Annotated in this window: 23 protein-coding genes; 13 read left to right on the top strand and 10 right to left on the bottom strand. The window is 71.7% G+C overall.

What is annotated here, in order from left to right:
• Positions 1-6 precede the first annotated feature (6 nt).
• Together G408_RS0104355 and G408_RS0104350 are read right to left on the bottom strand one after the other, a co-directional pair.
• Positions 7-825: a M15 family metallopeptidase gene (locus tag G408_RS0104355; RefSeq protein ID WP_028770098.1), complete on the bottom strand. Its 819-nt coding sequence runs from the start codon at positions 823-825 to the stop codon at positions 7-9.
• Between the two features lie 8 nt (positions 826-833).
• The gene (locus G408_RS0104350) at positions 834-1,751 is read right to left on the bottom strand and encodes a hypothetical protein (RefSeq protein ID WP_028770097.1); all 918 of its coding nucleotides are present in this window, start codon (positions 1,749-1,751) and stop codon (positions 834-836) included.
• An 83-nt stretch (positions 1,752-1,834) separates the two neighbouring features.
• On the opposite strand from G408_RS0104350, the gene purT reads away from it, so the two are divergent.
• Positions 1,835-3,028 carry a formate-dependent phosphoribosylglycinamide formyltransferase gene (gene purT, locus G408_RS0104345; protein ID WP_037412255.1) on the top strand — a complete coding sequence of 398 codons (1,194 nt, stop codon included), beginning with the start codon at positions 1,835-1,837 and terminating at the stop codon, positions 3,026-3,028.
• A gap of 226 nt (positions 3,029-3,254) precedes the next feature.
• Here the strand turns inward: purT and G408_RS0104340 are convergent, their stop codons facing one another.
• From G408_RS0104340 to G408_RS13120, 7 genes are read right to left on the bottom strand one after another with little or no spacing between them, the layout of a single operon-like run.
• Entirely contained in the window at positions 3,255-3,944 is a 690-nt protein-coding gene (locus G408_RS0104340) for a hypothetical protein (protein ID WP_028770095.1), read from the bottom strand.
• Positions 3,941-5,170 (bottom strand): endonuclease/exonuclease/phosphatase family protein, encoded by a 1,230-nt coding sequence (locus G408_RS0104335; protein ID WP_028770094.1) that lies wholly within the window; start codon positions 5,168-5,170, stop codon positions 3,941-3,943. The genes G408_RS0104340 and G408_RS0104335 overlap by 4 nt, the downstream gene beginning before the upstream one ends.
• Positions 5,167-5,886 (bottom strand): arginyltransferase, encoded by a 720-nt coding sequence (locus tag G408_RS13135; protein WP_051282613.1) that lies wholly within the window; start codon positions 5,884-5,886, stop codon positions 5,167-5,169. The genes G408_RS0104335 and G408_RS13135 overlap by 4 nt, the downstream gene beginning before the upstream one ends.
• Before the next feature lie 41 nt (positions 5,887-5,927).
• Entirely contained in the window at positions 5,928-7,223 is a 1,296-nt protein-coding gene (locus tag G408_RS15465; protein ID WP_051282612.1) for a GGDEF domain-containing protein, read from the bottom strand.
• Positions 7,220-8,086, bottom strand: coding sequence for a type 2 periplasmic-binding domain-containing protein (locus G408_RS13125; RefSeq protein WP_051282611.1), 867 nt, complete (start codon positions 8,084-8,086; stop codon positions 7,220-7,222). Before G408_RS13125 ends, G408_RS15465 begins: the two co-directional genes overlap by 4 nt.
• Entirely contained in the window at positions 8,086-8,928 is an 843-nt protein-coding gene (asd, locus tag G408_RS0104315) for an archaetidylserine decarboxylase (RefSeq protein WP_028770093.1), read from the bottom strand. The genes G408_RS13125 and asd overlap by 1 nt, the downstream gene beginning before the upstream one ends.
• Positions 8,925-9,590 (bottom strand): SCO family protein, encoded by a 666-nt coding sequence (locus G408_RS13120; protein ID WP_084628062.1) that lies wholly within the window; start codon positions 9,588-9,590, stop codon positions 8,925-8,927. The genes asd and G408_RS13120 overlap by 4 nt, the downstream gene beginning before the upstream one ends.
• Positions 9,591-9,691: 101 nt before the next feature.
• On the opposite strand from G408_RS13120, the gene prmB reads away from it, so the two are divergent.
• The 9 genes from prmB to hutG all read left to right on the top strand — a co-directional run bounded on the left by prmB (position 9,692) and on the right by hutG (position 19,841).
• Positions 9,692-10,609 (top strand): 50S ribosomal protein L3 N(5)-glutamine methyltransferase, encoded by a 918-nt coding sequence (gene prmB, locus G408_RS0104305; protein WP_028770092.1) that lies wholly within the window; start codon positions 9,692-9,694, stop codon positions 10,607-10,609.
• Positions 10,610-10,628: 19 nt separating this feature from the next.
• Positions 10,629-11,762 carry a chorismate synthase gene (aroC, locus tag G408_RS13115; RefSeq protein WP_037412253.1) on the top strand — a complete coding sequence of 378 codons (1,134 nt, stop codon included), beginning with the start codon at positions 10,629-10,631 and terminating at the stop codon, positions 11,760-11,762.
• Positions 11,763-11,894: 132 nt separating this feature from the next.
• Positions 11,895-12,914, top strand: coding sequence for an aspartate-semialdehyde dehydrogenase (locus tag G408_RS0104295; protein ID WP_028770091.1), 1,020 nt, complete (start codon positions 11,895-11,897; stop codon positions 12,912-12,914).
• 139 nt (positions 12,915-13,053) lie between these two features.
• Entirely contained in the window at positions 13,054-15,429 is a 2,376-nt protein-coding gene (locus tag G408_RS14720) for a FimV/HubP family polar landmark protein (protein ID WP_156890046.1), read from the top strand.
• Positions 15,430-15,462: 33 nt separating this feature from the next.
• A complete protein-coding gene (gene truA / locus G408_RS13105; RefSeq protein WP_084628061.1) occupies positions 15,463-16,293 on the top strand; it encodes a tRNA pseudouridine(38-40) synthase TruA in 831 nt (276 codons plus the stop codon).
• 4 nt (positions 16,294-16,297) lie between these two features.
• Positions 16,298-16,951, top strand: coding sequence for a phosphoribosylanthranilate isomerase (locus tag G408_RS0104280; protein WP_037412250.1), 654 nt, complete (start codon positions 16,298-16,300; stop codon positions 16,949-16,951).
• Entirely contained in the window at positions 16,920-18,149 is a 1,230-nt protein-coding gene (gene trpB / locus G408_RS0104275; protein WP_028770089.1) for a tryptophan synthase subunit beta, read from the top strand. The genes G408_RS0104280 and trpB overlap by 32 nt, the downstream gene beginning before the upstream one ends.
• A gap of 101 nt (positions 18,150-18,250) precedes the next feature.
• A complete protein-coding gene (trpA, locus tag G408_RS0104270; protein WP_028770088.1) occupies positions 18,251-19,042 on the top strand; it encodes a tryptophan synthase subunit alpha in 792 nt (263 codons plus the stop codon).
• Positions 19,043-19,052: 10 nt separating this feature from the next.
• A complete protein-coding gene (hutG, locus tag G408_RS0104265; RefSeq protein WP_028770087.1) occupies positions 19,053-19,841 on the top strand; it encodes an N-formylglutamate deformylase in 789 nt (262 codons plus the stop codon).
• A gap of 262 nt (positions 19,842-20,103) precedes the next feature.
• On the opposite strand, the gene parE is transcribed toward hutG, so the two are convergent.
• Positions 20,104-22,005: a DNA topoisomerase IV subunit B gene (gene parE / locus G408_RS0104255; RefSeq protein ID WP_028770086.1), complete on the bottom strand. Its 1,902-nt coding sequence runs from the start codon at positions 22,003-22,005 to the stop codon at positions 20,104-20,106.
• A 185-nt stretch (positions 22,006-22,190) separates the two neighbouring features.
• On the opposite strand from parE, the gene G408_RS0104250 reads away from it, so the two are divergent.
• The 3 genes from G408_RS0104250 to kdsA all read left to right on the top strand — a co-directional run bounded on the left by G408_RS0104250 (position 22,191) and on the right by kdsA (position 25,192).
• Positions 22,191-22,622, top strand: coding sequence for an Sbal_3080 family lipoprotein (locus tag G408_RS0104250; protein WP_037412248.1), 432 nt, complete (start codon positions 22,191-22,193; stop codon positions 22,620-22,622).
• Between the two features lie 72 nt (positions 22,623-22,694).
• A complete protein-coding gene (locus tag G408_RS0104245) occupies positions 22,695-24,356 on the top strand; it encodes a CTP synthase (RefSeq protein WP_028770084.1) in 1,662 nt (553 codons plus the stop codon).
• Positions 24,356-25,192: a 3-deoxy-8-phosphooctulonate synthase gene (kdsA, locus tag G408_RS0104240; RefSeq protein WP_028770083.1), complete on the top strand. Its 837-nt coding sequence runs from the start codon at positions 24,356-24,358 to the stop codon at positions 25,190-25,192. The genes G408_RS0104245 and kdsA overlap by 1 nt, the downstream gene beginning before the upstream one ends.
• The last annotated feature ends 9 nt before the right edge of the window (positions 25,193-25,201 follow it).

The raw sequence follows: 25,201 nt of genomic DNA, 5'->3' as shown, positions 1-25,201 counted from the left end.
GCTGGCTCAGGCGTGCGCCGGCGTGCCCGGCGGCCGCCAGCACCAGTGCCAGGGCTCGAAGACGATGCCGTGCGGGTTGCCGCGCGGGTAGCTCAGGCGGAAGCCGAAGGCACCGGCGCGGGCCTGCAGCCAGGCATAGGCCGGGGTGTGTTCGAAGCGCTCCTCGGCGGGTGGCTCGCCAGGGCAGCCAAGATCGAGGGCGCAGCCGCCGTGGTGCTCGGAATGGCCGGGCGCGGCATTCACCCGCAGGATTTCAGCGAGGCCGAGCCCGCGGGCGAACTTCCGCTCGAAGATGCCGCGCTGGTAGGCATGGCTGCGGTAGCCGGAGATCGCCTCGAGCATTACGCCCTCGCGCCATGCCGCCTCGCGCAGGGCCCGCCAGGCGCGGGCCGCCGGGGCCCGCAGCCAGAGCGGGCGGCGGTAGCGGTCGCGCCCGGCGTAGCGCAGCACCCGGGGTTCCTCGTGGAAGGCAAGGCCGCTGGTCTCGGCGTAGTCCTCGGGCAGGCCCATGGCGGCATTGCCGGCGTGCACCGCCTCGCCGGGCAGGGTGCCGGGAGCGGCGGTCTCGGGATGCCGGGCGGCGAAGACCGCCACCGCGTCCAGCGCCGCCTCCAGCCCCGGCTCGCGGGCAAGGCCGGGCATCAGGGGGCGCAGCCCGCGCGGGCCGAGGGCGGCGAGATGCCGGCCATCGCGCTTGCGCCGCAGCACGATGTCGGCGCCGGCCAGCGCGCGCGCCGTGGCATTGCCGCGGGCCGGGCAGAGCGCGGCCGGCCAGAGTTCGACCTCGGGCGTATTGACGAGCAGCAGGGGCAGGGCAGGGCGCATGGCGCGGCTCAGTGGCGGGAGAAGCGGATCAGCGGGCTGGGGCGCTGCTCGCCGGCTACCCAGAGCGAGCGGCCGTCGAGGCCGAAGGCCACCGCCTCGGCCTGCGGCATCCAGACGAACTCCAGGCGCTGGGCCGGGGCCGCGAGGGCGCGGGTCCAGTCCTCGCCGGGCGCCCGCTCGTAGAGGTAGACGGCGCGGTAATTGAGCACCGCCAGGCTGCGGCCATCGGGGCTCAGGTCGGCTGCCGTCACCTGCGAGCGGTAGCGGCCGTAGACCGGGCTGGCCCTGAGGTCGGCCTCGGTGGGCTGCTCGATGCCCTGCAGGTGGCCGAGCAGCCGGGCTTCCTGCACCGTGCCGGCGGGCGCCTCGAGGTCGAGGCGGAACAGCTCCGGCGGCACGCGTTTCTTCGAGATCAGCAGCACCTCGCCGGCGGCGGCGTCCACCGCCACGGCCTCGCAGTCGCGGGCGCCATCCGGCCAGCGGAATTCCAGGGTCCAGGCCGGGCGCAGGCGCAGGCCGGGCGTGAGCGCCTTCGGTTCCTCCACCACCAAAAGCCTCAGTGTGCGGCGCAGGCCGCCGTTGTCGCCGGTGTCGGCGATCAGCAGGTAGCGCCTCCCCTCGAGGGTGAAGGCGGCCAGGTCCTCCCAGTCGGTGTTGCGCACGCCGTCCACCGGCACGCTGGCGAGGTGCTCGCCGCTGGCCGACATCAGGTGCAGTTCCGGGGCGTTGCCGCTGTCGTTGTGCACCCAGAAGGCGTTCTCGCGCACGCGCGCCGGCACCATGCCGCTGGTCTCGTCCAGTCGGGTGTCGTTCATCAGCCCGGCGATCTCGGGCGACCCCCAGCCACCGGCCGCGGCTGCCGGGGCGCAGGGGAGGAAGGCAAGGGCGAGCAGGGCGCCCGCGAAGCGTCGGGAGAGCATCGGCATCGGCCAAGGATGCGGCCCCGGTACGGTAGGCCACAAGCCGGGGCTACACTGCGCGCCCCTGCCCGCTTATCGAGACCCTGCCCATGAGCCACGGCCCCGTCACGCTGGGAACGCCGCTTTCGCCCACCGCCACCCGGGTGCTGTTCCTCGGCAGCGGCGAGCTGGGCAAGGAGGTGGCGATCGAGCTGCAGCGCCTCGGCGTGGAGGTGATCGCCGCCGACCGCTACGCCCATGCCCCGGCGATGCAGGTGGCGCACCGCAGCCATGTGCTGAACATGCTCGATCCGGCGGCGCTGCGCGCCCTGATCGAGCAGGAGAGGCCGCAGCTCGTGGTGCCGGAGATCGAGGCCATCCACACCCCGACCCTGGTGGAACTCGAGGCGCAGGGGCAGCGCGTCATCCCCACCGCCCGCGCCGCCCGCCTCACCATGGACCGCGAGGGCATCCGCCGCCTCGCCGCCGAGACGCTCGGCCTGCCCACCTCGCCCTACCGCTTCGTCGATACCGAGGCCGAGTACCGCGCCGCGGTGGCGGCGCTCGGTCTGCCCTGCGTGGTCAAGCCCTTGATGTCGAGCTCCGGCAAGGGCCAGAGCGTGGTGCGCAGCGAGGCCGACATCGCGCCGGCCTGGGCCTATGCCCAGACCGGGGGCCGCGCGGGCCAGGGCCGCTGCATCGTCGAGGGCTTCATCGACTTCGACTACGAGATCACCCTGCTCACCGTACGCCACCGCGATGGCACGAGTTTCTGCCCGCCGATCGGCCACCTGCAGGTCGCTGGCGACTACCGCGAGAGCTGGATGCCGCAGCCGATGTCGCCGCTGGCGCTGGCCGAGGCCGAGCGCATCGCCAGGGCCGTCACCGACGATCTCGGCGGCTTTGGCCTGTTCGGCGTGGAGCTGTTCGTGAAGGGCGATGCGGTGTGGTTCTCGGAAGTGAGCCCGCGGCCGCACGACACCGGCCTCGTGACCCTGGCAGGACTCGAGCTTTCGGAGTTCGCCCTGCATGCCCGCGCCATCCTCGGCCTGCCGATCCCGGCCCTGCGGGCGCTGGGCCCGGCGGCCTCCTGCGCCATCGTGGCCGAGGGGACGGGCGTGCCGGTGTTCGAGGGCGTGGACGCGGCGCTCGCCGAGCCGGACACCGCCCTGCGCCTGTTCGGCAAGCCGCGTGTGGAAGGCAGCCGCCGGGTGGCGGTGACCCTGGCCCGCGATGCCGACGTGGAGTCCGCCCGGGCCAAGGCCCGGCGCGCCGCGGCGGCCCTGCGGGTGCGGCTGGTCTGAGGGGGCGTGCCGCAGGCCAGGTGCATCATCGGCGTGCGCCTGCCTTCGCGGTGATTGCGCCCCCATGCCGCTCAAACTCTGCGTCCAGCGCCGTATTCGCGGACGCTCGGCGTCGTGCCTCGCTCACGGGGGCGCATCCCCCGCGGGGGGAAGAGCGAAATGCCGCACGCGGCAAGCTAGCCTGCTGAAACCGCCGTCCGCACGAGGCAGACGCCCTACGACCGGCCTACTCCCGGAGCGGCCTCGCGGTCCGCGGGAAGCCGAGGGCGAAGGTGGGCGGCTCGCCCTCGGGGAAGCGCAGGCTCACTTCCACATCGAGGCTGCGGCCGCAGCCCTTCACGTCCCACATCTCCACCCGGTCGGCCAGGGCCGACATCGAGCTCGCATCGGGGCGCAGGATCGGCGGCGGGGCCGGGCGCACGCGCACGCCCTCGAGCGCCTCGCAGGCCATCAGCTTGCTGGCCACCGGAATGATCTCGTCCAGCACCTCGGCGCGGGTGTCCTCGTCCAGGGTGTTGCCGGTGAGCGGCAGGGCCGGTTCGCCGCGCAGGGTGAGGCGCAGCCGCCCGCAGGTGTAGGCGAGCGTGTCGGCCTCGGCGCTGGCGAAGCGCTGCTCCGCCTGCTTCCGGATCGCGGCGTCGATGGCCTCACGGCCCTGGCCCTGCGAGGCGGCGATGCGCTCGACCAGGGCCGCGGCCTCGGTGAGGATGGCGGCGCGGCGCTCACGCCACTGCGCCAGCTCGGCCTGCCAGGGCGCATCGGTGAAGGCGGGCAGGCTGCGGCAGCGCTCCACGAGCACGGGGAAACTCAGCGCTTCGGCATGCCGCTCGACGAGGCGCTGCTGCTGGCGCTCGCCGGCGATGAGCACGGCGGGCAGCAGGGCGAGGCAGGCCAGGGTGGTGAGCGCGCGCCTCATGGAAGGGCCTCCGGCCCTGCCAGGTCGACCCAGACCGGATGGTGGTCGCTGGCCTCGATCCAGTCGGCCCCGGTCTCGCCGGGCAGGGGCCAGAACACGCCGCTTGCCCGCACGTCGAAGCCGGTGGAAGGCAGCACGTAATCGAGGCGCAGGGTGCCCGATCCCGGGCCGAAATCGCCGGTGGCATGCGCGGGGTTGCCGCGCCGCGGCAGCTCCGGGTAGCGCCGGGCCGCGGCCACGGCGCCACGGCTTTCGGGGGTGCGCAGGCGCAGCACCCGCGGGTGCTCGAGCAGTTCCACGATGGCCTCGCGCAGCCCGTTCCCGTCGGCGGGGTCGTTGTTGAGGTCGCCGGCGATCACGAAGCGCGCCCCGGGGGGAAGCCCGCCGCAACGTCCCTGATCGTCGCAGAGCCAGGGCGCCTCGCCGCCATCGAGGTAGTGGCGCCAGAGGGCGAGTTCGTCGGCATTGCGCAGGCCGTTGCGGTTCTCCTCGCCATCGAACACCGGCGGCGTGGGGTGCGAGACGAGGAAGTGCAGCCGGCCGAGCGGGGTGTCCACTGGCACGTCCCAGTGCGATTTCGAAGACAGCCTGAGCCGCGGCCAGACCGCATCGTCGTACCACCAGCCGCCGCCCACGGGATCGATGGGCCGGCGCGCCCCCGGCAGCGCGGCCCAGGGCAGCCGCTGGAAGGTGCGGACCTCGTCCATGGCGATGGGGAAGCGCGAGAGCACCAGCATGCCGTACTGGCCGGGGTACAGGCCGTAGCCGAAGGCATCGTCGCCATGCTCCCGGCCATGGCCGCCGATCCGGCCATCGCGGTTGAGGTCCATGCCACTCGGCACGCCGGTGTTCACCGGCGCGAGGAAGCGGTAGGGGTAGTGGATGGGCGCTTCGCCGAACTGCCCGACCTCGAGGTACTCGCGCTGGAGCAGGTCGGCCAGCCGCCCGCCCTCGTCGTAATCGACCTCGTTGAGCAGCAGCAGATCGGGACGCAGGTGTTGCAGCACGGCGGCCACCCGTCGCGCCTGCCGGTCCCGGCCGCCCGCCAGGCGGGCGAATACGGCGCCGGCTTCCTCGCCATAGAGCGAGACGTTGTAGGTGGCCACGCGCAGCGTCGTCATGGCGGCAGCCGGCGGTGGCTCAGGCGCCGGGCCGGGCGCGGTACAGGCCGCCAGCCACGCGCCGGCGCCGAGCGCGGCCGCAAGGCAGAGGACGGCCGCCCTCACGCCGGGGCCCCATCGAAGGCGATCCAGTGCCCGTTCCACAGGCGTTCGAGGGGGCGGAAGCGGCATTTGTAGTGCATCTTGGGGTGGTGCTTGAGCCAGAAGCCGAGATAGAGGTGGGGGCGGGCGGTGCGCCGCGCCCAGTCGATCTGCCCGAGGATGGCCTGGGTGCCGAGGCTGCGTGCTGGCAGGTCGGGATCGAAGAAGGTGTAGACGGCAGAGAGCGCGTTCGGCGTCACGTCGGTCACCGCCACCGCCACCAGCCGGCCGTCGAGGCGCCATTCGAAGAAGCGGGTCGGACTCCAGTCGCCGACGAGGAACTGGTCGAACTCCGTCTCGTCGGGATCGGCCATCGGGCTGTCGGGGTGGCGCGCGCCGAGGTAGCGCTCGTAGAGGGCGAAATGCTCGGCGCTGCGCTTGGCCGGCCCGACGCTCATCACGAGGTCGGCGTTGCGCTTCCAGGTGCGGCGCTGGCTGCGGTCGGGGCGGAAGGCCGCCACCGGCACCCGCACCGGCAGGCAGGCGGTGCACAGCCCGCAGTGGGGGCGGTACACATGGCGGCCGGAGCGGCGGAAGCCGAGGCCCAGGGCCTGTTCGTAGAGCGCCGGCAGGGCCGGTTCCATCGGGTCGAGCACGAGATCGCGGGCCGGGCGGTCGTGCCAGTAGCCGCAGGGGTGGGCCTGCGTCAGGTAGACCTTGATGTCGGTAAGGGCGCCCATGGCGGCAGTGTAGTGCCCCGCGAAGGTGCCGGGGCACGGTTTCAGCCGGCCTCGACCACCCGGTTGCGGCCTTCGCGCTTGGCCCGGTAGAGGGCGGCATCGGCGGCCGCCAGCAGGCTGTCGATGTCTTCCGCGGCGCTGGCGGTGAAGGCGAGCCCGATCGAGACGGTGATCGCCACCGCAGCGCCTCCGGGCAGGGTAACGGGCCCGGCCGCCACGGCGGCGCGCAGGCGCTCTGCCACCTGCCGCGCTACCTCCCGGCCGGTGGCGGGCAGTACCACCCCGAATTCCTCGCCTCCCAGGCGGCCAAGGAGGTCGTGGGCCCGCAGCTGGGCGGCACAGGTGGCATGGAAGGCCCGCAGCACGGCATCGCCGCCGGCGTGGCCATGGGTGTCGTTCACCCGCTTGAAGTGGTCGATGTCGAGCAGCAGCACGGCAAGCCCGCCTCCCTCGCGGGCGGCGCGTGCCCGCTCGCGCCCGGCCAGCTCGAGGAAATGGCGGCGGCTCAGCGCGCCGGTGAGGGCATCGGTGTTGGCCAGGGCCTCGATGGCCCGGCGCTGTTCCTCGAGCTCGCGGTTGCGTTGCTCGAGTTCGGCGGTGCGTTCGCGTACCTGGGCCTCGAGGGTGGCGGCGTGGGCCGCGATCTCGTCCCGCAGCCGCTCGATCTCGCGCACATCCCGGCTCACCTGCGCGCGCATGGTCTGCAGGGCGGTTTCCAGCCGGCCGATCTCGTCGTTCGCGGCATGGGGGCGCAGGGGGGCATCGTCCGCGGGCTCTTGCGAACGCACCGAGAAGCGCTCGATGCGCCGGGTAACTGCCGCCAGCGGCCGGCCCACCCGCTGGCGGAACAGCCAGGCGCCGGCCACCGCGCTCACGCCGAGGGCCAGCACCAGCACCAGCAGGGTGCCGAGGGCACGGCGTTCGAGGCGCCCCCTGAGCACGGCATTGCCCAGGCTCACCTCGAGCTCGCCGAGCGGCAGGTCGCCGGCCTTGCGGTAGCGCAGCGGGAAGCGGCCTGTCTCGAGAACGCCCTGGCGGGCATCGCCGAGCACCCGGCGCCGGCCCTCCTCGTCGGTCAGCACCACGCGGGCCACGGCGGGGTTTTCCACCAGGCCCTGCAGGATGGCCTCGATCTGCGGGGTGTTGATGCCCCACAGGGCCTCCTCCAGGCTGGGCACCGTGGATTCGCGGACCAGTTCGAGCTGCTCTTTTGCCGCCCGGCGCTCGTCGGCCACGATCCAGGCGAGCTGCGCCAGCACCGCGAGCAGGCCGACCAGGGCCGAGAGCAGCAGGCTCGGCAGCAGCACCCGGCGGGTGACGGTGGTGGGGCGGCTCATGGCCCGGCCTCCGGTTGCCACCACCAGCGTGGGTCCTGGCTCAGCGCCCCGGCGGCGAGCAGCGGGTTTTCCAGGGCCAGCACGCGCCACGGCCCGGCGGCCACGCTGGCCAGGTCTTCCTGGTACACCTGCCGGAACAGGGCCTCGAAGCGGCCATCGTCCATGGCCTGCCGCAGGCCGCGCTCGAGGGCCTCGGCCAGCACCTCGTCGCCCGGATTGACGTAGAACACCAGTGCCGTGCGGTAGTGCAGCAGCAGGCCCGGCACCAGCACCAGGCCTTCCGCCTCGCGCAGCCCGAGCTCGCGCCGGGCTTCCGCCAGCGAACGGCTGGCATGGTCGGCGCGCCCGCGCCGCAGCATCGCGAACAGGCCCGGGTAACTCGCCGCCGCCTGCACTGGCAGGCCGTTGTGGCGCTGGATCACGAGGTCTGGCCAGTCGTGCCCCTGCACCCCGGTGAAGCGGGCCAGGGCGGCCCGGTCCCGCACTCCGGACAGGGCCTCGGCGGCGGCCGGGGTGGCGAGCAGGCGCCGCCAGCCGAGCAGGCCGCGGTCGATGGGGTAGGGGATGGCCCGAAGTCGCGCCATGCGCTCGTCGGTGGCCATCGACCACATCACATCCATCTGCCCGCGTTCCACGAGGCGCAGGGCGCGCTCTTGGGTGGCCTCGGCCGGGAAGGCCTCGAGCCGGGCCGGCTGCCCGGCGGCCTTCAGCGCCAGCTCCAGCACGGCCAGCGGGTAGCGCAGCCGTGGGTCGTCGCCGGATTCCCCGGCAGGATGCACCACCACCAGCGCCCCGGCGCCGGCCTCTGCGCCGGCAGCGAAGGCCAGCAGCAACAGGGCGGCGAGGCGGGCGACGGTGCGCATCAGGCCAAGGTACCGATCCTCTGCCCCAGCGTCACCGGGGTCTCGGCGGCCAGCGCTTCCATCGAGGCCAGCATGGCCTTCGGGAACAGCAGCACCACGGTGCTGCCGTAGTTGAAGCGCGCCATCTCGGCGAAGCGCTCCAGCGTGATGCCATGGCCGCGCCAGTCCTTGCGGACCACGCGGTCGGCATAGGCGGGGATCTCCTCGCCCGACCACACGGTCTCGACGCCGGAGACGAGGATGGCGCCCACCATCACCGCCACGAAGGGGCCGTGCTCGCCTTCGAAGTGGCAGACGAGGCGCTCGTTGCGGGCGAACAGGCGGGGGATGGCGCGGGCCGCCCAGGGCGCCACGCTGAACAGCCGACCCGGAACATGGACGGTCTCGACCAGCGTGCCTTTCAGGCTCATATGCACCCGGTGGTAGTCGCGCGGGCTGAGGTAGACGTTGGCGAACCAGCCGTCGCGGTAGGTCTCGGCCTTCACCTCGTCGGCGAGGAACTCGGCCGCCGTGAAGTGCTGGCCCTTGGCCTGGAAGATGCGTCCGTCCTCGATCCGCCCGATCTGTGCGATCCTGCCGTCGGCCGGGCAGAGCACCGCCTTCGGGTCCGGGTCGGCCACCCGCGCCCCGGGCTTCAGCGGCCGGGTGAAGAAAGCATTGAAGCTGGGGTAGCTCTCCGGATCGGGATTCGCCGCCTCGGCGAGATCGACATCGAACCTCCGCACCACGGTACGGATCAGCCAGCGTTTCAGCGGCGGCCACTCCGAGCGCGCCAGGCGATAGGCCAGGGAGGAGAGCAGGCGGTGGGGCAGCAGGTACTGCAGCAGGACCGCCGGGCTCACGGCGCGGCTCCGGCGAGCCGGGCGAGGTCGCGCGCCACGGCCCCGGGGTCGATGGTGGCGATGGCGCCGCTGCCGGGCAGGGCACCGCCCGGCAGCTTCGGGCGGATCACTCCGGCCACCCGCACCTCGGGATCGAGCAGCACCATCGAGCTGCTGTGGTCCATGGTGTAGGTCTCGCCCATCGGCACCTTGCGGAACACCAGGCTCAGGCTGGTGGTGAAACGCTCCAGGGCGGCGAGGTCGGGCTGGGTGGCGGCCAGGGTGGCGGGGTGGAAGTGGCGGGCGTAGCCGGCCAGCAGCTCGGGCGTGTCGCGCTCCGGATCGATGGAGACGAACAGCAGGCGCGGGCGGCGTGCTTCCGGCAGGGCCTCCCAGGCCTTCTGCGCCTTGGCCATGTCGGTGAGCGTGGTGGGGCAGACGTCCGGGCAGGTGACGAAGCCCACGAACACCACGGTCCAGCGGCCACGCAGGGTATCGGCGGTCACCGGTCCTTCGGCCGAAACCAGTTCGAAGGGCGGGACCGGCCGCGGCGCGGGGTAGGGCGTGATGGCCTCGAAGCCGGTGGCAGCGGGGCCTCGGGACAGCCAGCGATCGGCCGCCAGCAGGCCGAGGCCTGCGAACACGGCGGCGACGATGACCAGCAAAACGCTGCGGTTGAACATGGATATGCCCGCAAAACATCAGGAAACAGGCCGCAAAGTATAGGGGCGCTGGCTATACTCCGGCGTTCGTTCCGTGAATCCGCCGCCCGCACGACCCCCGCATGCCTGCCGAACTGCAGACGATCATCGACCTGATCCGCTACGGCGCGAGCCGCTTCGGCGAGGCCGGCCTGACCTTCGGTCACAGCTACGACAACGCGATGGACGAGAGCACCCAGCTGGTGCTCCACGCCCTGCACCTGCCCCATGACCTGAACCCGATCTACGGCGCCTCGCGCGTCACCGCCGAGGAGAAGGCCAAGGTGCTGGCCCTGTTCCAGCGCCGCATCGAGGAGCGCATCCCGGCTTGCTACCTCACCGGCGAGGCCTGGTTCGCCGGTCTGTCCTTCAAGAGCGATGCGCGCGCCCTGGTGCCCCGCAGCCCGATCGCCGAGCTGATCCTCAATGGTTTCCAGCCCTGGATCGGCGACGTGGACGTGCGCGACGCGCTCGACCTCTGCACCGGTGGTGGCTGCATTGCCATTGCCATGGGGCACTACAACCCCGCGTGGAACGTGGATGCCGTCGATCTCAGTGCCGAGGCGCTCTCGCTGGCACGGGAGAACCTCGAGCGGCTCGATGTCCGCAACGTGACGCTGCACCAGGGCGACCTGTTCGGACCGCTCACCGGCCGGCACTACGATCTCATCGTCACCAACCCGCCCTACGTCACCAATGCCGAGACCGACGCCCTGCCGCGCGAGTACTCGTACGAGCCGGAGATGGCCCTGCGCGCTGGCGACGACGGTCTCGACCTCGTGCTGAAGATCCTGCGCGACGCGCCGCTGCACCTGCGCAAGCACGGCATCCTCATCTGCGAGGTGGGCGAGAGCCAGCAGCATCTCGAGCGCCTGCTGCCGGAGGTGCCCTTCGCCTGGATCGAGTTCAAGGTGGGGCAGATGGGCATCTTCGCCCTGCACCACGACGATCTCGTGGCCCATCACGCCGAGATCCGGCGTCTCGCCGACCAGCGGCCCTGAGCCCGGACGCCCGACGCCCATGGCCAGCAACACCTTCGGCCGGCTGTTCGCGGTCACCACCTTCGGCGAAAGCCATGGGCCGGCCATCGGCTGCGTGGTCGACGGCTGCCCGCCCGGCCTCGCCATCGCCCCGGAGGACTTCCGCCGCGACCTCGAACGCCGTGCCACCGGCCGCTCGCGCCACACCTCGCAGCGCCGCGAGGCCGACGAGATCGAGATCCTCTCCGGGGTCTACGAGGGCCGGACCACCGGCACGCCGATCGCCCTGCTGATCCGCAATACCGATGCACGCTCGAAGGACTACGCGAAGATCGGCGAGCAGTTCCGCCCCGGCCACGCCGATTACGCCTACTGGCAGAAGTACGGCATCCGCGACCCGCGCGGCGGCGGCCGTAGCTCGGCCCGCGAGACCACCATGCGTGTCGCCGCCGGTGTCATCGCCAAGAAGTGGCTTGCCGAGCGTTTCGGCGTCACCGTGCGCGCCTGCGTCAGCCAGCTGCATACCCTCACTCCGAAGGCCTGGGACTGGTCGGTGGTGGAGGACAGCCCCTTCTTCTGGCCGGACGCCGCCCAGGTGCCCGAGCTCGAGACCTTCATGGACGCGTTGCGCAAGTCCGGCGACTCGGTCGGCGCGCGGGTGCGCGTGGAGGCCCACGGCCTGCCGCCGGGCTGGGGGGAGCCGGTCTACGGCAAGCTCGACGGCGAGCTTGCCCACGCCATGATGTCGATCAATGCGGTGAAGGGTGTGGAGATCGGCGCCGGTTTCGCCAGCGTCAGCCAGCTCGGCACCGAGCACCGCGACCTGATGCATCCCGAGGGCTTCGCCAGCAATCACGCCGGCGGCGTGCTGGGCGGCATCAGCACGGGCCAGCCACTCGTCTGCGAAGTGGCCTTCAAGCCCACCTCCAGCCTGCGCCTGCCGGGCCCGACCGTGGACGTGCACGGCAACGCGGTGGAGGTGGTCACCACCGGCCGTCACGACCCCTGCGTGGGCCTGCGTGCGCCGCCGATCTGCGAGGCCATGATGGCCCTGGTGCTGATGGACCAGGCCCTGCGCCACCGCGCCCAGTGCGGCGACGTAGGCGAGGTTGCGCCGCGCATTCCGGGTGGGGGCGGCGCAGCGGGCGGGAACGCCGTCGAGCGAAAACCCTAGCCTCGGGCATCACGCTTCCGAGGCCCGGGGCCATTGATCGCCGTACGCCAGGCAGAGCGCCTGCGTGCCCCGCGCCGGCGCCATGCGCCGCGCATTACCGCCAACGCAAACGCATTCGAGAGGAAACCGTCCATGTCCAACCGTTTCAGGGTCGCCGTCGTCGGCGCCACCGGCGCCGTCGGTGAAACCATGCTCTCCATCCTCGCCGAGCGCCGCTTCCCGGCCAGCGAGGTCATCGCGCTCGCCAGCGAGCGCTCCGCCGGCAGCCGGGTCGATTTCGGCAACGACACGCTCGCCGTGCAGGACCTCGCCGGCTTCGACCCGGCCGGCGTGGATTTCGCCCTGTTCTCGGCCGGTGGCGACATCTCGCGCGAGTATGCGCCGAAGTTCGCCGCCGCCGGGGCCATCGTCATCGACAACAGCTCGGCCTTCCGCATGGAGCCCGACGTGCCGCTGGTGGTGGCCGAGGTGAACCCGGAGGCGCTCGCGCGCATTCCGCGCGGCATCGTCGCCAACCCGAACTGCTCGACCATGCAGATGGTGGTGGCGCTGAAGCCGATCCATGATGCCGCTGGCATCACCCGCATCAATGTCGCCACCTACCAGTCGGTATCCGGCGCCGGCCGCTCGGCGCTGGAGGAACTCGGGCGGCAGAGCGCCGCCCTGCTGCGCTTCGAGGATCCGAATCCCTCGCGCTTCCCGGTGCAGATCGCCTACAACCTGATCCCGCAGATCGACGCCTTCGCCGACAACGGCTACACCAAGGAGGAGCTGAAGCTGGTCTTCGAGACCCGCAAGATCCTCGGCGACGATTCGATCCAGGTGAACCCCACGGCGGTGCGCGTGCCGGTGTTCTACGGCCATTCCGAGGCCGTGCATCTCGAGACCCGCGACAAGATCACGGCGGCCGAGGCGCGTGCGCTGCTGGCAAAGGCTCCGGGGGTGGTGGTGGTCGACGATCCCGCCAAGGGCGAATGGCCGACCCCGGTCACTCATGCTTCCGGGAACGACCCGGTCTACGTCGGCCGCATCCGCGAGGACATCTCGCATCCGCGCGGGCTCTCGCTGTGGATCGTGGCCGACAACATCCGCAAGGGGGCGGCGCTCAACGCGGTGCAGATCGCCGAACTGCTGGCGACAGGAGGGCGTTGAGGCGGTCTTCCGCCGCGGCCGGCGCCCCGCCACCGGCCCGCCATCCTTGGCGGCACGGGCGCGTTCGGCGTACTGTTGCGGCGTTTTTCAATCGTTGACGATCGGCCGGCCCCCGCCGGCCGCGTCCATGGAGACAGGCATGAAGTACCCGGTGAAGCTCCTCCCGCTGGTCACGGCCCTGGCGCTGGCCGCCGGCCAGGCCCAGGCCCTGGGCCTGGGGGCGCTGGAGGTGAAATCGCAGCTCAACCAGCCGCTGGTGGCCGAGATCCCCCTGATCGGCGTCGCCCCGGGCGAACTGGATGCCCTGAGCGTGCGCCTGGCGCCGCCGGAGGCCTTCGAGCGCGTGGGCCTGCCGCGGCCCGCCGGGGTTACCGCCAACCTGCAGTTCAGCGTGGGCCGCAATGCCCGCGGCGAGCCGGTGGTGCGGGTCACCACCAGCAACCGGGTCGATGATCCCTTCGTTTCCTTCCTGCTCGAAGCCGACTGGGGGCGGGGCAGTGTGGTGCGCGAGTTCACCGCCCTGATCGATCCGCCGCACATCGCCGCTGCCACCGTCACCCCGATGGCCCCGGCCACCGTGGCTGCCGCGCCTGCCGCTCCGCGGCCCGCGCCGGTGCCAGAGACTTCGGCGCCGGTCGCCGCCGCGGCCCCCGCCGCCGCCGAACCGCTGCCCGCTCCGCCGCCCGCCCGTCCGGCCCCGCCCGCCGCCCGTCCGGCTGCGGCTCCGGCTGCGCCGCCCTCAGCCCCCGCCGCTGCGCCGGGGCAGCGTGTGGTGCAGGCGGGCGAGACGCTCTGGCGCATCGCCAGCGAAACCCGTCAGGGCATGAGCGTGGCGCAGATGATGCTGGCCATCCAGCGCGCCAATCCCGAGGCCTTCATCGGCAACAACATCAACCAGATGCGGCGTGGCGCCGTGCTGCGCATCCCCACCGCCGCCGAGGCCCAGGACCTCTCGCGCGAGGCTGCCGAGGCCCAGGTGCGCGAGCAGATGGCCGCCTGGCGCGGGGGCAGCCCGGTGCCGACCCCGGTGCCGGCGGAAACCCCGGCCATGGCCGCCGCGCCGGCCCAGGCCCGCAGCCCTTCGCGTCCTGCCCCGTCCTCCACCGGTACCGGCCCGCGGCTGGAGATCGCGCCTCCGGCCGGGGGCGGGCAGGCTGGCGCGCAGTCCGGCGCAGCCGTCGGTGGTTCGGGCAGCGAGCTGCGGGCCGAGCTCCAGCAGCTGCGCGAAGACCTGAGTGCGCGCGATGCCGAGATCCGCGAGCTGCGCTCGCGGCTTGCCGAGCAGGAAGCCCTGGCCAGCGACCAGCAGCGTCTGCTGCAGCTCAAGGACAGCCAGCTGAGTGCGATGGAGGAAGCCTTGCGCCGCCAGCGCGAGGGCGAGCCGGCGGCTGCCGAGGCCGTGGCGCCGGCCGTGCCGGCGGAAGGCGGGCCGGCGGAAGGCGTGGCGGATACCGCCCCGGCCGTGCCCGCCCCGCCTGCCACCGCCCCGGCGGGCCCACCGGCGGCTCCGGCGGCAGACAGCGCTGCCGCGCCCGCTGCCACGGCGCCCGAGCCGGCCACGCCCTGGTACCAGCAGCCTCTGGTGCTGGGGGCCGGCGGCCTCGTGCTGGTGGGCGGCCTGCTTGCCCTGCTGCTGCGGCGCCGTTCCGCGCCGGTGGCCAAGCCGGTGCTGCCCGCCGCCGCGGCCGGCGCCGGTTCACGCGGCCGACTGTCCGAGGATGCCGAGTTCCTCTCCAAGCTCGCCCCGTCTCCGGCGCCGGTTCCGGGGGCGGAGGACGGGGAGGGCGACGTGACCCGGGTGCGCCCAGCGGTGGGCCTGCCCGCGGCCGAGGATGCCCCGGACACGGACCGGACCGGGCAGGCCCCTGCCGAGGCCGCTCCGCTTGCCGGTATCACCCAGGTCATGCCGGTCGTGCCACCGGCGGAGGCGCCCGGGTCCGCTCCGGGGCCCAGCGCCACCAGCCGTGATCCGGTGCGGGCCGAACTCGAGCGCCGCATCGCCGCCAATCCGGCGGACCTCGAGACCCACGTCGCCCTGCTGCGCCAGCACTACAACGCCGGCGATGCCGAGGCCTTCCTAGCCGCCGCCGAGGCCATGCGCCCGCAGGTGGGCGAGCCCGGCGATCCGCGCTGGCGCGAGGTGGTGGTGATGGGCATGGGCCTGCTGCCCGGCCACGCCCTGTTCCGCGAGGTGCGCTGGAACCCGGTGAACGCTGCCGATGTGCGGACCCGCAACGATGCTCCCCCGGCCACGCCGGCACCTCCGGTTGCGCCGTCCGCCCCGTCTGCCTCCGCGGGCGAGGACTTCGACGCCGAGATCACCGCCCAGCGTCCGGCCGTCTCCCTGCCCGAGCCCGAGGCCGCGGACATGGACGACACCCGCCTCGAGCTCGCCAAGGCCTATATCGAGATCGGCGATGCGGAAGGAGCACGCGGCATGCTGGAGGAAGTGCTGGCGGAAGGTGGCGCGGCGGCCCGCGCCGAGGCCGAGCGCCTGCTCAAGCAACTCGGGTGAGGACCGGCCGCGGGGAAGCCCCGCGGCCCTCGGATGCGCTACGCACTCGGCATCGAATACGACGGCAGCGCTTTCCTGGGCTGGCAGCGCCTCGCCCATGGCGACTCCGTGCAGGGGGCCGTGGAGGCGGCGCTCAGCTCGATCCTGGGGCACCCGGTGGATGCCGTGTGCGCCGGCCGCACCGATGCCGGCGTGCACGCCACCCAGCAGGTCGTCCACCTCGATACCGCGGTGGAGCGGCCGCTGCGCGCCTTCGTCGAGGGCAGCAACACCCGCCTGCCGCCGGCGGTACGGGTGCTCTGGGCGCAGGCCGTGCCCGAGGCCTTCCACGCCCGGCATTCCGCCCGCGCCCGGCGCTACCGCTACCGCCTGCTCAACCGCCGGGTGCGCCCGGCCCTGATGCGCGAGCAGCTGAGCTGGGAGCCGCGCCCGCTGGATGCCGCGGCCATGCACCGCGCCGCCCAGGCCCTGCTCGGCGAGCAGGACTTCAGCGCCTTCCGCACCGCGCAGTGCCAGGCCCGCCACCCGATGCGCGACCTGCAGTCGATCGAGGTGCGCCGCGAGGACGAGCAGGTGGTGGTGGAAGTGCAGGCCAATGCCTTCCTGCACCACATGGTGCGCAACATCGTCGGCAGCCTGCTGCTGGTGGGGCGGGGGGAGCGGCCCGAGGCCTGGATCGCCGAACTGCTGGCGGGCCGTGACCGTACCCGGGCCGGCCCCACGGCGCCGGCCGCCGGTCTCACCTTCCTCGGGCCCCGCTATCCGCGCACCTGGGGCCTGCCCGAGGCGGTCTGCCTGCCCGAGGGCTGGGTCGATCGCCCACGGCCGCTCGCCCTGCGGCCCTACGCCGATCTGGACGCCTGAACCCATGCCCCACCGCACCCGGATCAAGTTCTGCGGCCTCGTGCGCCCCGGCGACGTGCGCCTCGCCGGCGAGCTCGGAGTGGATGCCCTCGGCTTCGTCTTCGTGCCCGGCAGCCGCCGGGCGCTGGAGCCGGCGCAGGCCGCCGCCCTGCGTGCGGCCGTGCCGCCGCTGGCCCAGGTGGTCGCGCTGTTCATGGACCCCGACGAGGCCTGGGTGCGCGAGGTGATCCGCGCCCTGCGCCCCAGCCTGCTGCAGTTCCATGGTCGCGAGGACGCCGCGTTCTGCGAGCGCTTCGGCCTGCCCTACGTGAAGACCCTGCCGATGGGCGAGGGCGTGGAGGCTGCGGAAGCGCTCGCCGCACGCTACCCTTCTGCCGATGCCTTCCTGCTCGATGGCCACAAGGCCGGCGAGCCGGGCGGGCAGGGCGCCCGGTTCGACTGGGCGCGCCTGCCCGCGCTGCCGAAGCCCTGGCTGCTCGCCGGCGGGCTGACTCCCGACAACGTCTTCGAGGCGGTCCGCGCCGCGCGGCCGTTCGGCGTGGATGTGTCCAGTGGCATCGAGGACGCCCCCGGCCGCAAGGACGGCGGGCGCATGCACCGTTTCGTCGAAGAGGTACGCAAGGCCGATGGCTCCACCGCAGATTCCCCCCTCCGTTGAGGATTTCCACCAGTACCCCGACGCCCGCGGCCATTTCGGTCCCTACGGCGGCAGCTTCGTCGCCGAGACCCTGATGCAGCCGCTGGCCGAACTGGCCGAGGCCTACCGCATCGCCAAGGACGACCCCGTCTTCCAGGCCGAGCTCGCCGAGGACTACCGCCACTACGTGGGCCGCCCGAGCCCGATCTACCACGCCGCCCGGCTCTCGGCGAAGGTGGGCGGGGCGCAGATCCTGCTGAAGCGCGAGGACCTGAACCACACCGGCGCGCACAAGATCAACAACACCATCGGCCAGGCCATGCTGGCCAAGCGCATGGGCAAGACCCGCATCATCGCCGAGACCGGTGCCGGCCAGCACGGCGTGGCCTCGGCCACGGTGGCGGCGCGCCTCGGCCTCGAGTGCGTGGTCTACATGGGCGCCACCGATGTCGAGCGCCAGGCGCCGAACGTGTTCCGCATGAAGCTGCTCGGCGCCACCGTGGTGCCGGTGGAGAGCGGCAGCAAGACCCTGAAGGACGCGCTGAACGAGGCCCTGCGCGACTGGGTCACCAACGTGCACGACACCTTCTACATCATCGGCACCGTGGCTGGCCCGCACCCGTACCCCACGCTGGTGCGCGACTTCAATGCCGTGGTCGGCCGCGAGGCGCGGGCGCAGATGCTGGCCGAGTACGGCGCACTGCCCGATGCCGTGGTCGCCTGCGTGGGCGGCGGCAGCAACGCCATCGGCATGTTCCATGCCTTCCTCAACGACCGCGAGGTGGCCCTCTACGGCGCCGAGGCCGCGGGCGATGGCGTCGAAACCGGGCGCCATGCCGCTTCGCTGGTGGCCGGCCGCCCCGGCGTGCTGCACGGCAACCGCACCTACCTGCTCTGCGACGACGACGGCCAGGTCATCGAGACCCATTCCATCTCCGCCGGCCTCGACTATCCCGGCGTCGGCCCCGAGCACGCCTTCCTCAAGGACACCGGACGTGCGCAGTACGTCGGCGTGACCGATGCCGAATGCATGGAGGCCTTCCACCTGCTGGCACGCACCGAGGGCATCCTCGCCGCGCTGGAGAGCAGCCATGCCGTGGCCCAGGCCATCAGGCTCGCGAAGACGATGCGCCGGGACCAGCGCGTGCTGGTGAACCTCTCCGGCCGCGGCGACAAGGACATCTTCACCATCGCCAGGCGCGAAGGAATCGAACTCTAGGGACGAGTGGAGAGGAAAGAGGAGCGAGGGGCTCGCCGTGGGCCCGCACGCCGTCCCTCTTTCCTCTTTCCTCGCTTAATCACTCGTTTCTCGGACTCCACATGAACCGCATCGACGCGAAACTCTCTGCCCTGAACGCCGCCGGCCGCAAGGCCCTCGTCCCCTTCATCACCGCCGGCGATCCCTCCCGCGAATCGACGGTGCCGGTGATGCATGCCCTCGTCGAGGCGGGAGCCGACCTGATCGAGCTCGGCGTGCCCTTCTCCGATCCGATGGCCGACGGCCCGGTGATCCAGAAGAGTTCCGAACGTGCCATTGCCCGCCGGGTGGGCCTGTCCTTCGTGCTGGAGGCCGTGCGCACTTTCCGCGCCACCGATGCCAGCACCCCCGTGGTGCTGATGGGCTACCTCAACCCGATCGAGATGCGCGGCGTGGAGCGCTTCGCCGAGGAGGCCGCGGCGGCCGGGGTGGATGGCGTGCTGCTGGTCGACCTGCCGCCCGAGGAGGCCGATCCGGTGCGCACGGTGCTCAATGCCCGCGGCCTGCACCTGATCGCCCTCGTGGCTCCCACCACCACCGAGGCCCGGCTGGAGCCCCTGCGCCGCCACGCGCAGGGCTACCTCTACTACGTCAGCTTCGCCGGCGTCACCGGCGCCAGCAAGCTCGATGCCGGCGATGTCGCCGCCAGGGCGGCGGTGGTCCGGCGCCTGAGCCCGGTGCCACTGCTGATCGGCTTCGGCATCAAGGACGCGGCCTCCGCCCGGGCCCTCGCGGCCCATGGCGATGGCGTCATCGTCGGCAGCGCACTGGTGCAGGCGCTGGCCGAGTCGGCCGACCCCGTCGCCACCGCCCGGGCCTTCCTGGCGCCGATCCGGGCCGGCCTCGATGCCTGAGCCCGGCACCATGGAGTGCTTCCACCTGCGCCATGGGCGGGCCCCACTGCTCATCAGCCTGCCGCACGATGGCACCTACCTGCCGCCGGCGCTGGCGGAGCGGATGACGCCCGAAGCCCGCCGCGTGCCGGATACCGACTGGTGGATGTCGAAGCTCTACGGCCCGATCGCCGAGGCCCTCGATGCCTCGCTGATCGTGCCCACCCACTCGCGCTACGTCATCGACCTCAACCGCCCGCCCGAGGACCACTCGCTCTATCCCGGCCAGAACACCACCAGCCTGTGCCCGGCGGTGCGCTTCGATGGCGGCCCGGTCTACCTCGAAGGCGAGGCGCCCGGCCCCAGCGAGGTCGCCGGGCGGATCGAGCGCTACTGGCGGCCCTACCACGAAGCCCTCGCCGCCGAACTCGCCCGGCTGCAGGCCCGGCATGGCCGGGTACTGCTCTGGGAGGGGCATTCGATCGCCTCGCGCCTGCCCTGGCTGTTCGAGGGCGAGCTGCCGGAACTCAACCTCGGCACGGCCTCCGGGACGAGCTGCCACCCGGCCACCGAGGCGGCGCTGCGTGCGGCGCTCCAGGCGCAGTCGCGCTTTGGCTGGGTGGTGAACGGCCGCTTCAAGGGCGGCTTCATCACCCGTCACTACGGCCGTCCGGAACAGGGGGTGGAGGCCGTGCAGCTGGAGGTTGCCCAGCGCGCCTATCTCGAGGAGCCGGCCGGCCCCTGGGACCCGGAGCGTGCCGCGCCCCTGCAGGCCCAGGTGCGGGCCCTGATCGAGACCGCCCTGGCCGCTCTGCGCTGAAGGCCGTCCGTCTTGCGCGTCCGGCCTCCACGGCGCCCGGGCAGGGGAGGCGCGTAAATCCTGATTAAACGGCGTGCCGGCCGTCAGCACGCCGTCATCTTTGGCGTGTAAATCTATCGTTAACCGGGGTCCCGCCCACCCCGGTGCACGGAGCCCCGCCATGACCCCCGGACTGTCCCTCGCCCGCCTCCTCGTCGCCGGCCTCGTGGCCGTGCTGATGCTGGCCATGTCGAAGGCCGAAGCCTCGGCCTGAGATCCGCCCCTATACCTCCAGCGAGGCCAGGTCGCCCTTGGCCTCGAGCCAGGCCTTGCGGTCCGCGGCGCGCTTCTTGCTGAGCAGCATGTCCATCAGCGCGCTGGTCTCCCCGTCATCTTCCACCGTCAACTGCACCAGCCGGCGCGTATCCGGGTGGATGGTCGATTCGCGCAGCTGCGCGGGGTTCATCTCGCCCAGGCCCTTGAAGCGCGTCACCGTGACCTGCCCGCGGAGCTTCTCGCGCTCGATCCGCTCCAGCAGCAGGCGCTTCTCTTCCTCGTCCAGGGCATAGAACACCTGCTTGCCCACGTCGATGCGGAACAGCGGCGGCATGGCCACGAACACGTGGCCGGCGCGCACCAGGGCGGGGAAATGCCTGAGGAACAGGGCCGAGAGCAGGGTGGCGATGTGCAGGCCGTCGGAATCGGCGTCGGCGAGGATGATGATCTTGCCGTAGCGCAGGCCGTCGAGGTTTTCCACGCCAGGATCGCAGCCGATGGCCACGGCGAGGTCGTGCACCTCCTGCGAGCCCAGCACCGAGCCGCTCTCCACTTCCCAAGTGTTCAGGATCTTGCCGCGCAGCGGCAGGATGGCCTGGAAGTCCTTGTCACGCGCCTGCTTGGCGCTGCCGCCGGCCGAGTCGCCCTCGACGAGGAAGAGCTCGGTGCGCGAGAGGTCCTGCAGGATGCAGTCGGCCAGCTTGCCGGGCAGGGCGGGGCCTTGCGTGACCTTCTTGCGCACCACCTGCTTTTCGGTCTTGAGCCGCGCCTGGGCGCGGGCGATGGCCAGCTGGGCGATGGCCTCGCCCTGTTCGACGTGCTGGTTCAGCCAGAGCGAGAAGGCATCATGCGCCGCGCCCTCGACGAAGGCCGCGGCCTGCCGCGAGGAGAGGCGCTCCTTGGTCTGGCCGCTGAACTGCGGGTCGCCCATCTTCAGGCTGAGGATGAAGCTGGCGCGGTCCCAGACATCCTCCGGCGCCAGCTTCACACCGCGCGGCAGCAGGTTGCGGAAATCGCAGAACTCGCGCAGGGCATCGGTGATGCCGGAGCGCAGGCCGTTCACGTGCGTGCCGTGCTGCGCGGTGGGAATCAGGTTGACGTAGCTCTCCTGCGGCAGTTCGCCTTCCGGGGTCCAGGCCATGGCCCATTCCACCCTCTCGCCTTCCTTGGCCAGCCGGCCCACGAACAGCTCGGCCGGCAGCCAGTCCGGCTCGCCGCCACGGGCGACCAGTTCGCCCTTCAGGTAGTCGCGCAGGCCGTCCTCGTAAAACCACTCGTGGCGTTCGCCGCTCGCCTCCTCGAACAGCGTGACCTTGAGTCCGGGGCAGAGCACGGCCTTGGCGCGCAGCAGATGGCGCAAGGCGCGCACATTGAACTTCGGGCTGTCGAAGTACTTTGGATCGGCCCAGAAACGCACCCGGGTGCCGGTGTTGCGCTTGCCCACCGTGCCGATGGTCTCCAGCGGCGAGAAGCGCTCGCCATTGCGGAACTCCATGCGGTATTCATGGCCATCGCGGCGGATCTGTACGACCACTCGGGTGGAGAGCGCGTTCACCACCGAAACACCCACGCCGTGCAGGCCGCCAGAGAAGGCGTAGTTCTTGTTGCTGAACTTGCCGCCCGCATGCAGGCGGGTGAGGATCAACTCGACGCCGGGGATCTTCTCCTCGGGGTGGAGGTCCACCGGCATGCCGCGGCCGTCGTCGTTCACCTCGCAGCTGCCGTCGGCGTACAGCACCACCTCCACCGTCTTCGCATGGCCGGCCAGGGCCTCGTCCACGGCGTTGTCGATCACCTCCTGCGCCAGATGGTTGGGGCGCGAGGTGTCGGTGTACATGCCGGGGCGGCGCTTGACCGGGTCGAGACCGGAGAGGACTTCGATGTCGGCGGCGTTGTAGCGGGAGCTCATGCGAGGGAGGGGATCTACGGGTCGGGAGGGCGCCTGGCCACCGGAGGTGGCTCTCGCGCCGGAGGGCGGCAGGATGCGGGCGGGGGAGGGTGGGGTCAAGGCGGCCGCGGGCGATGCGTCTTGCCCTCGCCTCCGCCCATCCTGTAGCGTCGCTCGACCACCCCGAAGACTTTCAAGGAAGGACCATGCATCTGATCTCGCGTGTCGCGTTCGTTTTCCCGGCCTTAGTCCTCGCCGCCTGTGCCATCAAGCAGGACGTCCGTCCGGTCGTCGGGCTGCCGTCCGGCCAGCAGGTCTGCATCGTCGATGCCCCGTCGGTCCGCCAGGGGTTCCGGGATGAACTAGTGGCCTCACTGCGCCGCAAGGGTTTCCAGCCCGAGGTCAAGCCGGCCGGTTCGCCGACCACCGTTTGCCCCGTGACCGTGACCTACCTTGCCCGCTGGAGCTGGGACCTGACCATCTACCTGTCCTACGCCGAGGTCAACGTGTATCGCGACGGCATCCAAGGGGGCTCGGCGCGCTACGACTCGACCCGCGGCGGCGCGAACATGGGGAAGTTCATCGACGCCGAGCGCAAGGTGAATGAGCTGGTGGAGCAGTTGTTCCCGGCGGGCTGAGGCGTTGCCCGGGGCGAAGTCGCGTTCTCGCCGGGGGGTCGGTAGAATGCCGCTTTCACGCGGTTGCCTCCCATGACTCCCCTGATCTTCGTGACCGGCGGTGTGGTGTCCTCGCTCGGCAAGGGCATCGCGGCCGCCTCGCTCGCGGCCATCCTCGAAGCGCGCGGCCTGCGCGTGACGATGATGAAGCTGGACCCCTACATCAACGTCGACCCGGGCACGATGAGCCCGTTCCAGCATGGCGAGGTCTACGTCACCGACGATGGCGCCGAGACCGACCTCGACCTCGGACACTACGAGCGTTTCATCCGCACCCATCTCACGCGGAAGAACTCGATCACCACCGGGCGCATCTACGAGGAAGTGATCCGCAAGGAGCGCCGCGGCGACTACCTCGGCGCCACGGTGCAGGTGATCCCGCACATCACCGACGAGATCAAGCGCTGCATCGACGCCGCCACCGAGGGCTTCGATATCGCGCTGGTGGAGATCGGCGGTACGGTGGGTGACATCGAATCGCTGCCTTTCCTCGAAGCGATCCGCCAGCTCCGCACCGAGCGCGGCCCAGACAAGGCGATCTTCATGCATCTCACCCTGGTGCCCTGGATCGCCGCCGCCGGTGAGCTCAAGACCAAGCCCACCCAGCATTCGGTGAAAGAGCTGCGCTCGATCGGCATCCAGCCCGACGTGTTGCTCTGCCGCTCCGAGCAGCCGCTGCCGGATGGCGAGCGGCGCAAGATCGCGCTGTTCACCAATGTGCCCGAGGATGCCGTCATCTCGGCGGTGGACCTCGACAACATCTACAAGATCCCGGGCTGGCTGCACTCGCAGGGACTCGACCGGATCGTGGTCGAGCGCCTGCGCCTCGAGGGCAAGGCCAGGCCCGCCGACCTCTCGGAATGGAATGCCGTGGTCGATGCCATGGAGCACCCGGTGGACGAGGTGACGGTGGCCATCGTCGGCAAGTACGTCGACCACCAGGATGCCTACAAGTCGCTCGCCGAGGCGCTGAAGCATGGCGGCCTGCGCCAGCGTACCCGGGTGAACCTGAAGTGGCTGGAATCGGAGCAGATCGAGGCCGAGGGCACCGCGGCGCTGGCCGGGGTGGACGCCATCCTGGTGCCCGGCGGCTTCGGTGACCGCGGCTTCGAGGGCAAGGTGGCCACGTCGAAATATGCCCGCGAGACCGGCATTCCCTATTTCGGCATCTGCTACGGCATGCAGGCCGCGGTGGTGGACGTGGCCCGCCATCTCGCCGGCCTCGAAGGGGCGAACACCACCGAGAACGACCGCCATGCGCCGCATCCGGTGATCGGCCTCATCACCGAGTGGCGCACCGCCACCGGCGAGGTGGAGAAGCGCGACGAGAACTCCGATCTCGGCGGCACCATGCGCCTCGGCCTGCAGGAACAGCGCATCAAGCCGGGCACGCTGGCGCACCGGCTGTACGGCAGGGAGGTGGTGGGCGAGCGCCACCGCCACCGCTACGAGTTCAACAACCGCTACCGCGCCCAGCTCGAGGCGGCGGGTCTGGTGATTTCGGCCAAGTCGATGGACGACCTGCTGGTGGAGATGATCGAGCTGCCGGCGTCGATGCACCCGTGGTTCCTGGCCTGCCAGGCCCACCCCGAGTTCACCTCCACTCCGCGCGACGGCCACCCGCTGTTCGTCGGGTTCATCCGCGCCGCCCGCGAACGCAAGGCCGGCGGCGCCCTGCTCAAGGAGGCTTCCTGATGGAGCTCTGCGGCTTCGAGGTCGGGCTGGACAGGCCCCTGTTCCTGATCGCCGGTCCCTGCGTCATCGAATCGCTGGAACTGCAGGTCGAGGTGGCCGGACGGCTGAAGGAGATCACCTCGGCGCTGGGCATGCCCTTCATCTTCAAGTCCAGCTTCGACAAGGCCAACCGCACCTCGGCGACGAGCTTCCGCGGCCCCGGCATGGAGGAAGGACTCAAGGTGCTCGCCGAGGTGAAGCGCCAGGTCGGCGTGCCGGTGCTCACCGACGTGCATGAGTACACCCCGATGGAGGAGGTGGCCAGCGTGGTCGACGTGCTGCAGACCCCGGCCTTCCTCTGCCGCCAGACCGACTTCATCCAGAAGGTGGCGCGCGCCGGGCGGCCGGTGAACATCAAGAAAGGGCAGTTCCTCTCGCCCTGGGAGATGAAGCACGTCACCGCCAAGGCGCTCGCCACCGGGAACCGCCAGATCATGGCCTGCGAGCGTGGCGTGAGCTTCGGCTACAACAACCTCGTCTCCGACATGCGCAGCCTCGCGGTGATGCGCGACACCGGCTGCCCGGTGGTGTTCGATGCCACCCATTCGGTGCAGCAACCCGGTGGTCTCGACGGCCGCTCGGGTGGCCAGCGCGAGTTCGTGCCGGTGCTGGCCCGCGCCGCCGTGGCCGTGGGCGTGGCCGGCCTGTTCGCCGAGACCCACCCGGACCCGGAGAAGGCCCTCTCCGACGGCCCGAACGCCTGGCCGCTGGGCAAGATGAAGGCCCTGCTGGAGACCCTGGTCGAGATCGACCAGGTCGCCAAGCGCGCGCTCGCCCGCGACGCCTCGCTGCTCTGACCTCGCCAC

Origin of the sequence: Silanimonas lenta DSM 16282 (genome assembly GCF_000429065.1) — a bacterium.
Lineage (GTDB): Bacteria > Pseudomonadota > Gammaproteobacteria > Xanthomonadales > Xanthomonadaceae > Silanimonas > Silanimonas lenta.
This window is presented reverse-complemented; position numbering and strand designations above follow the sequence as displayed.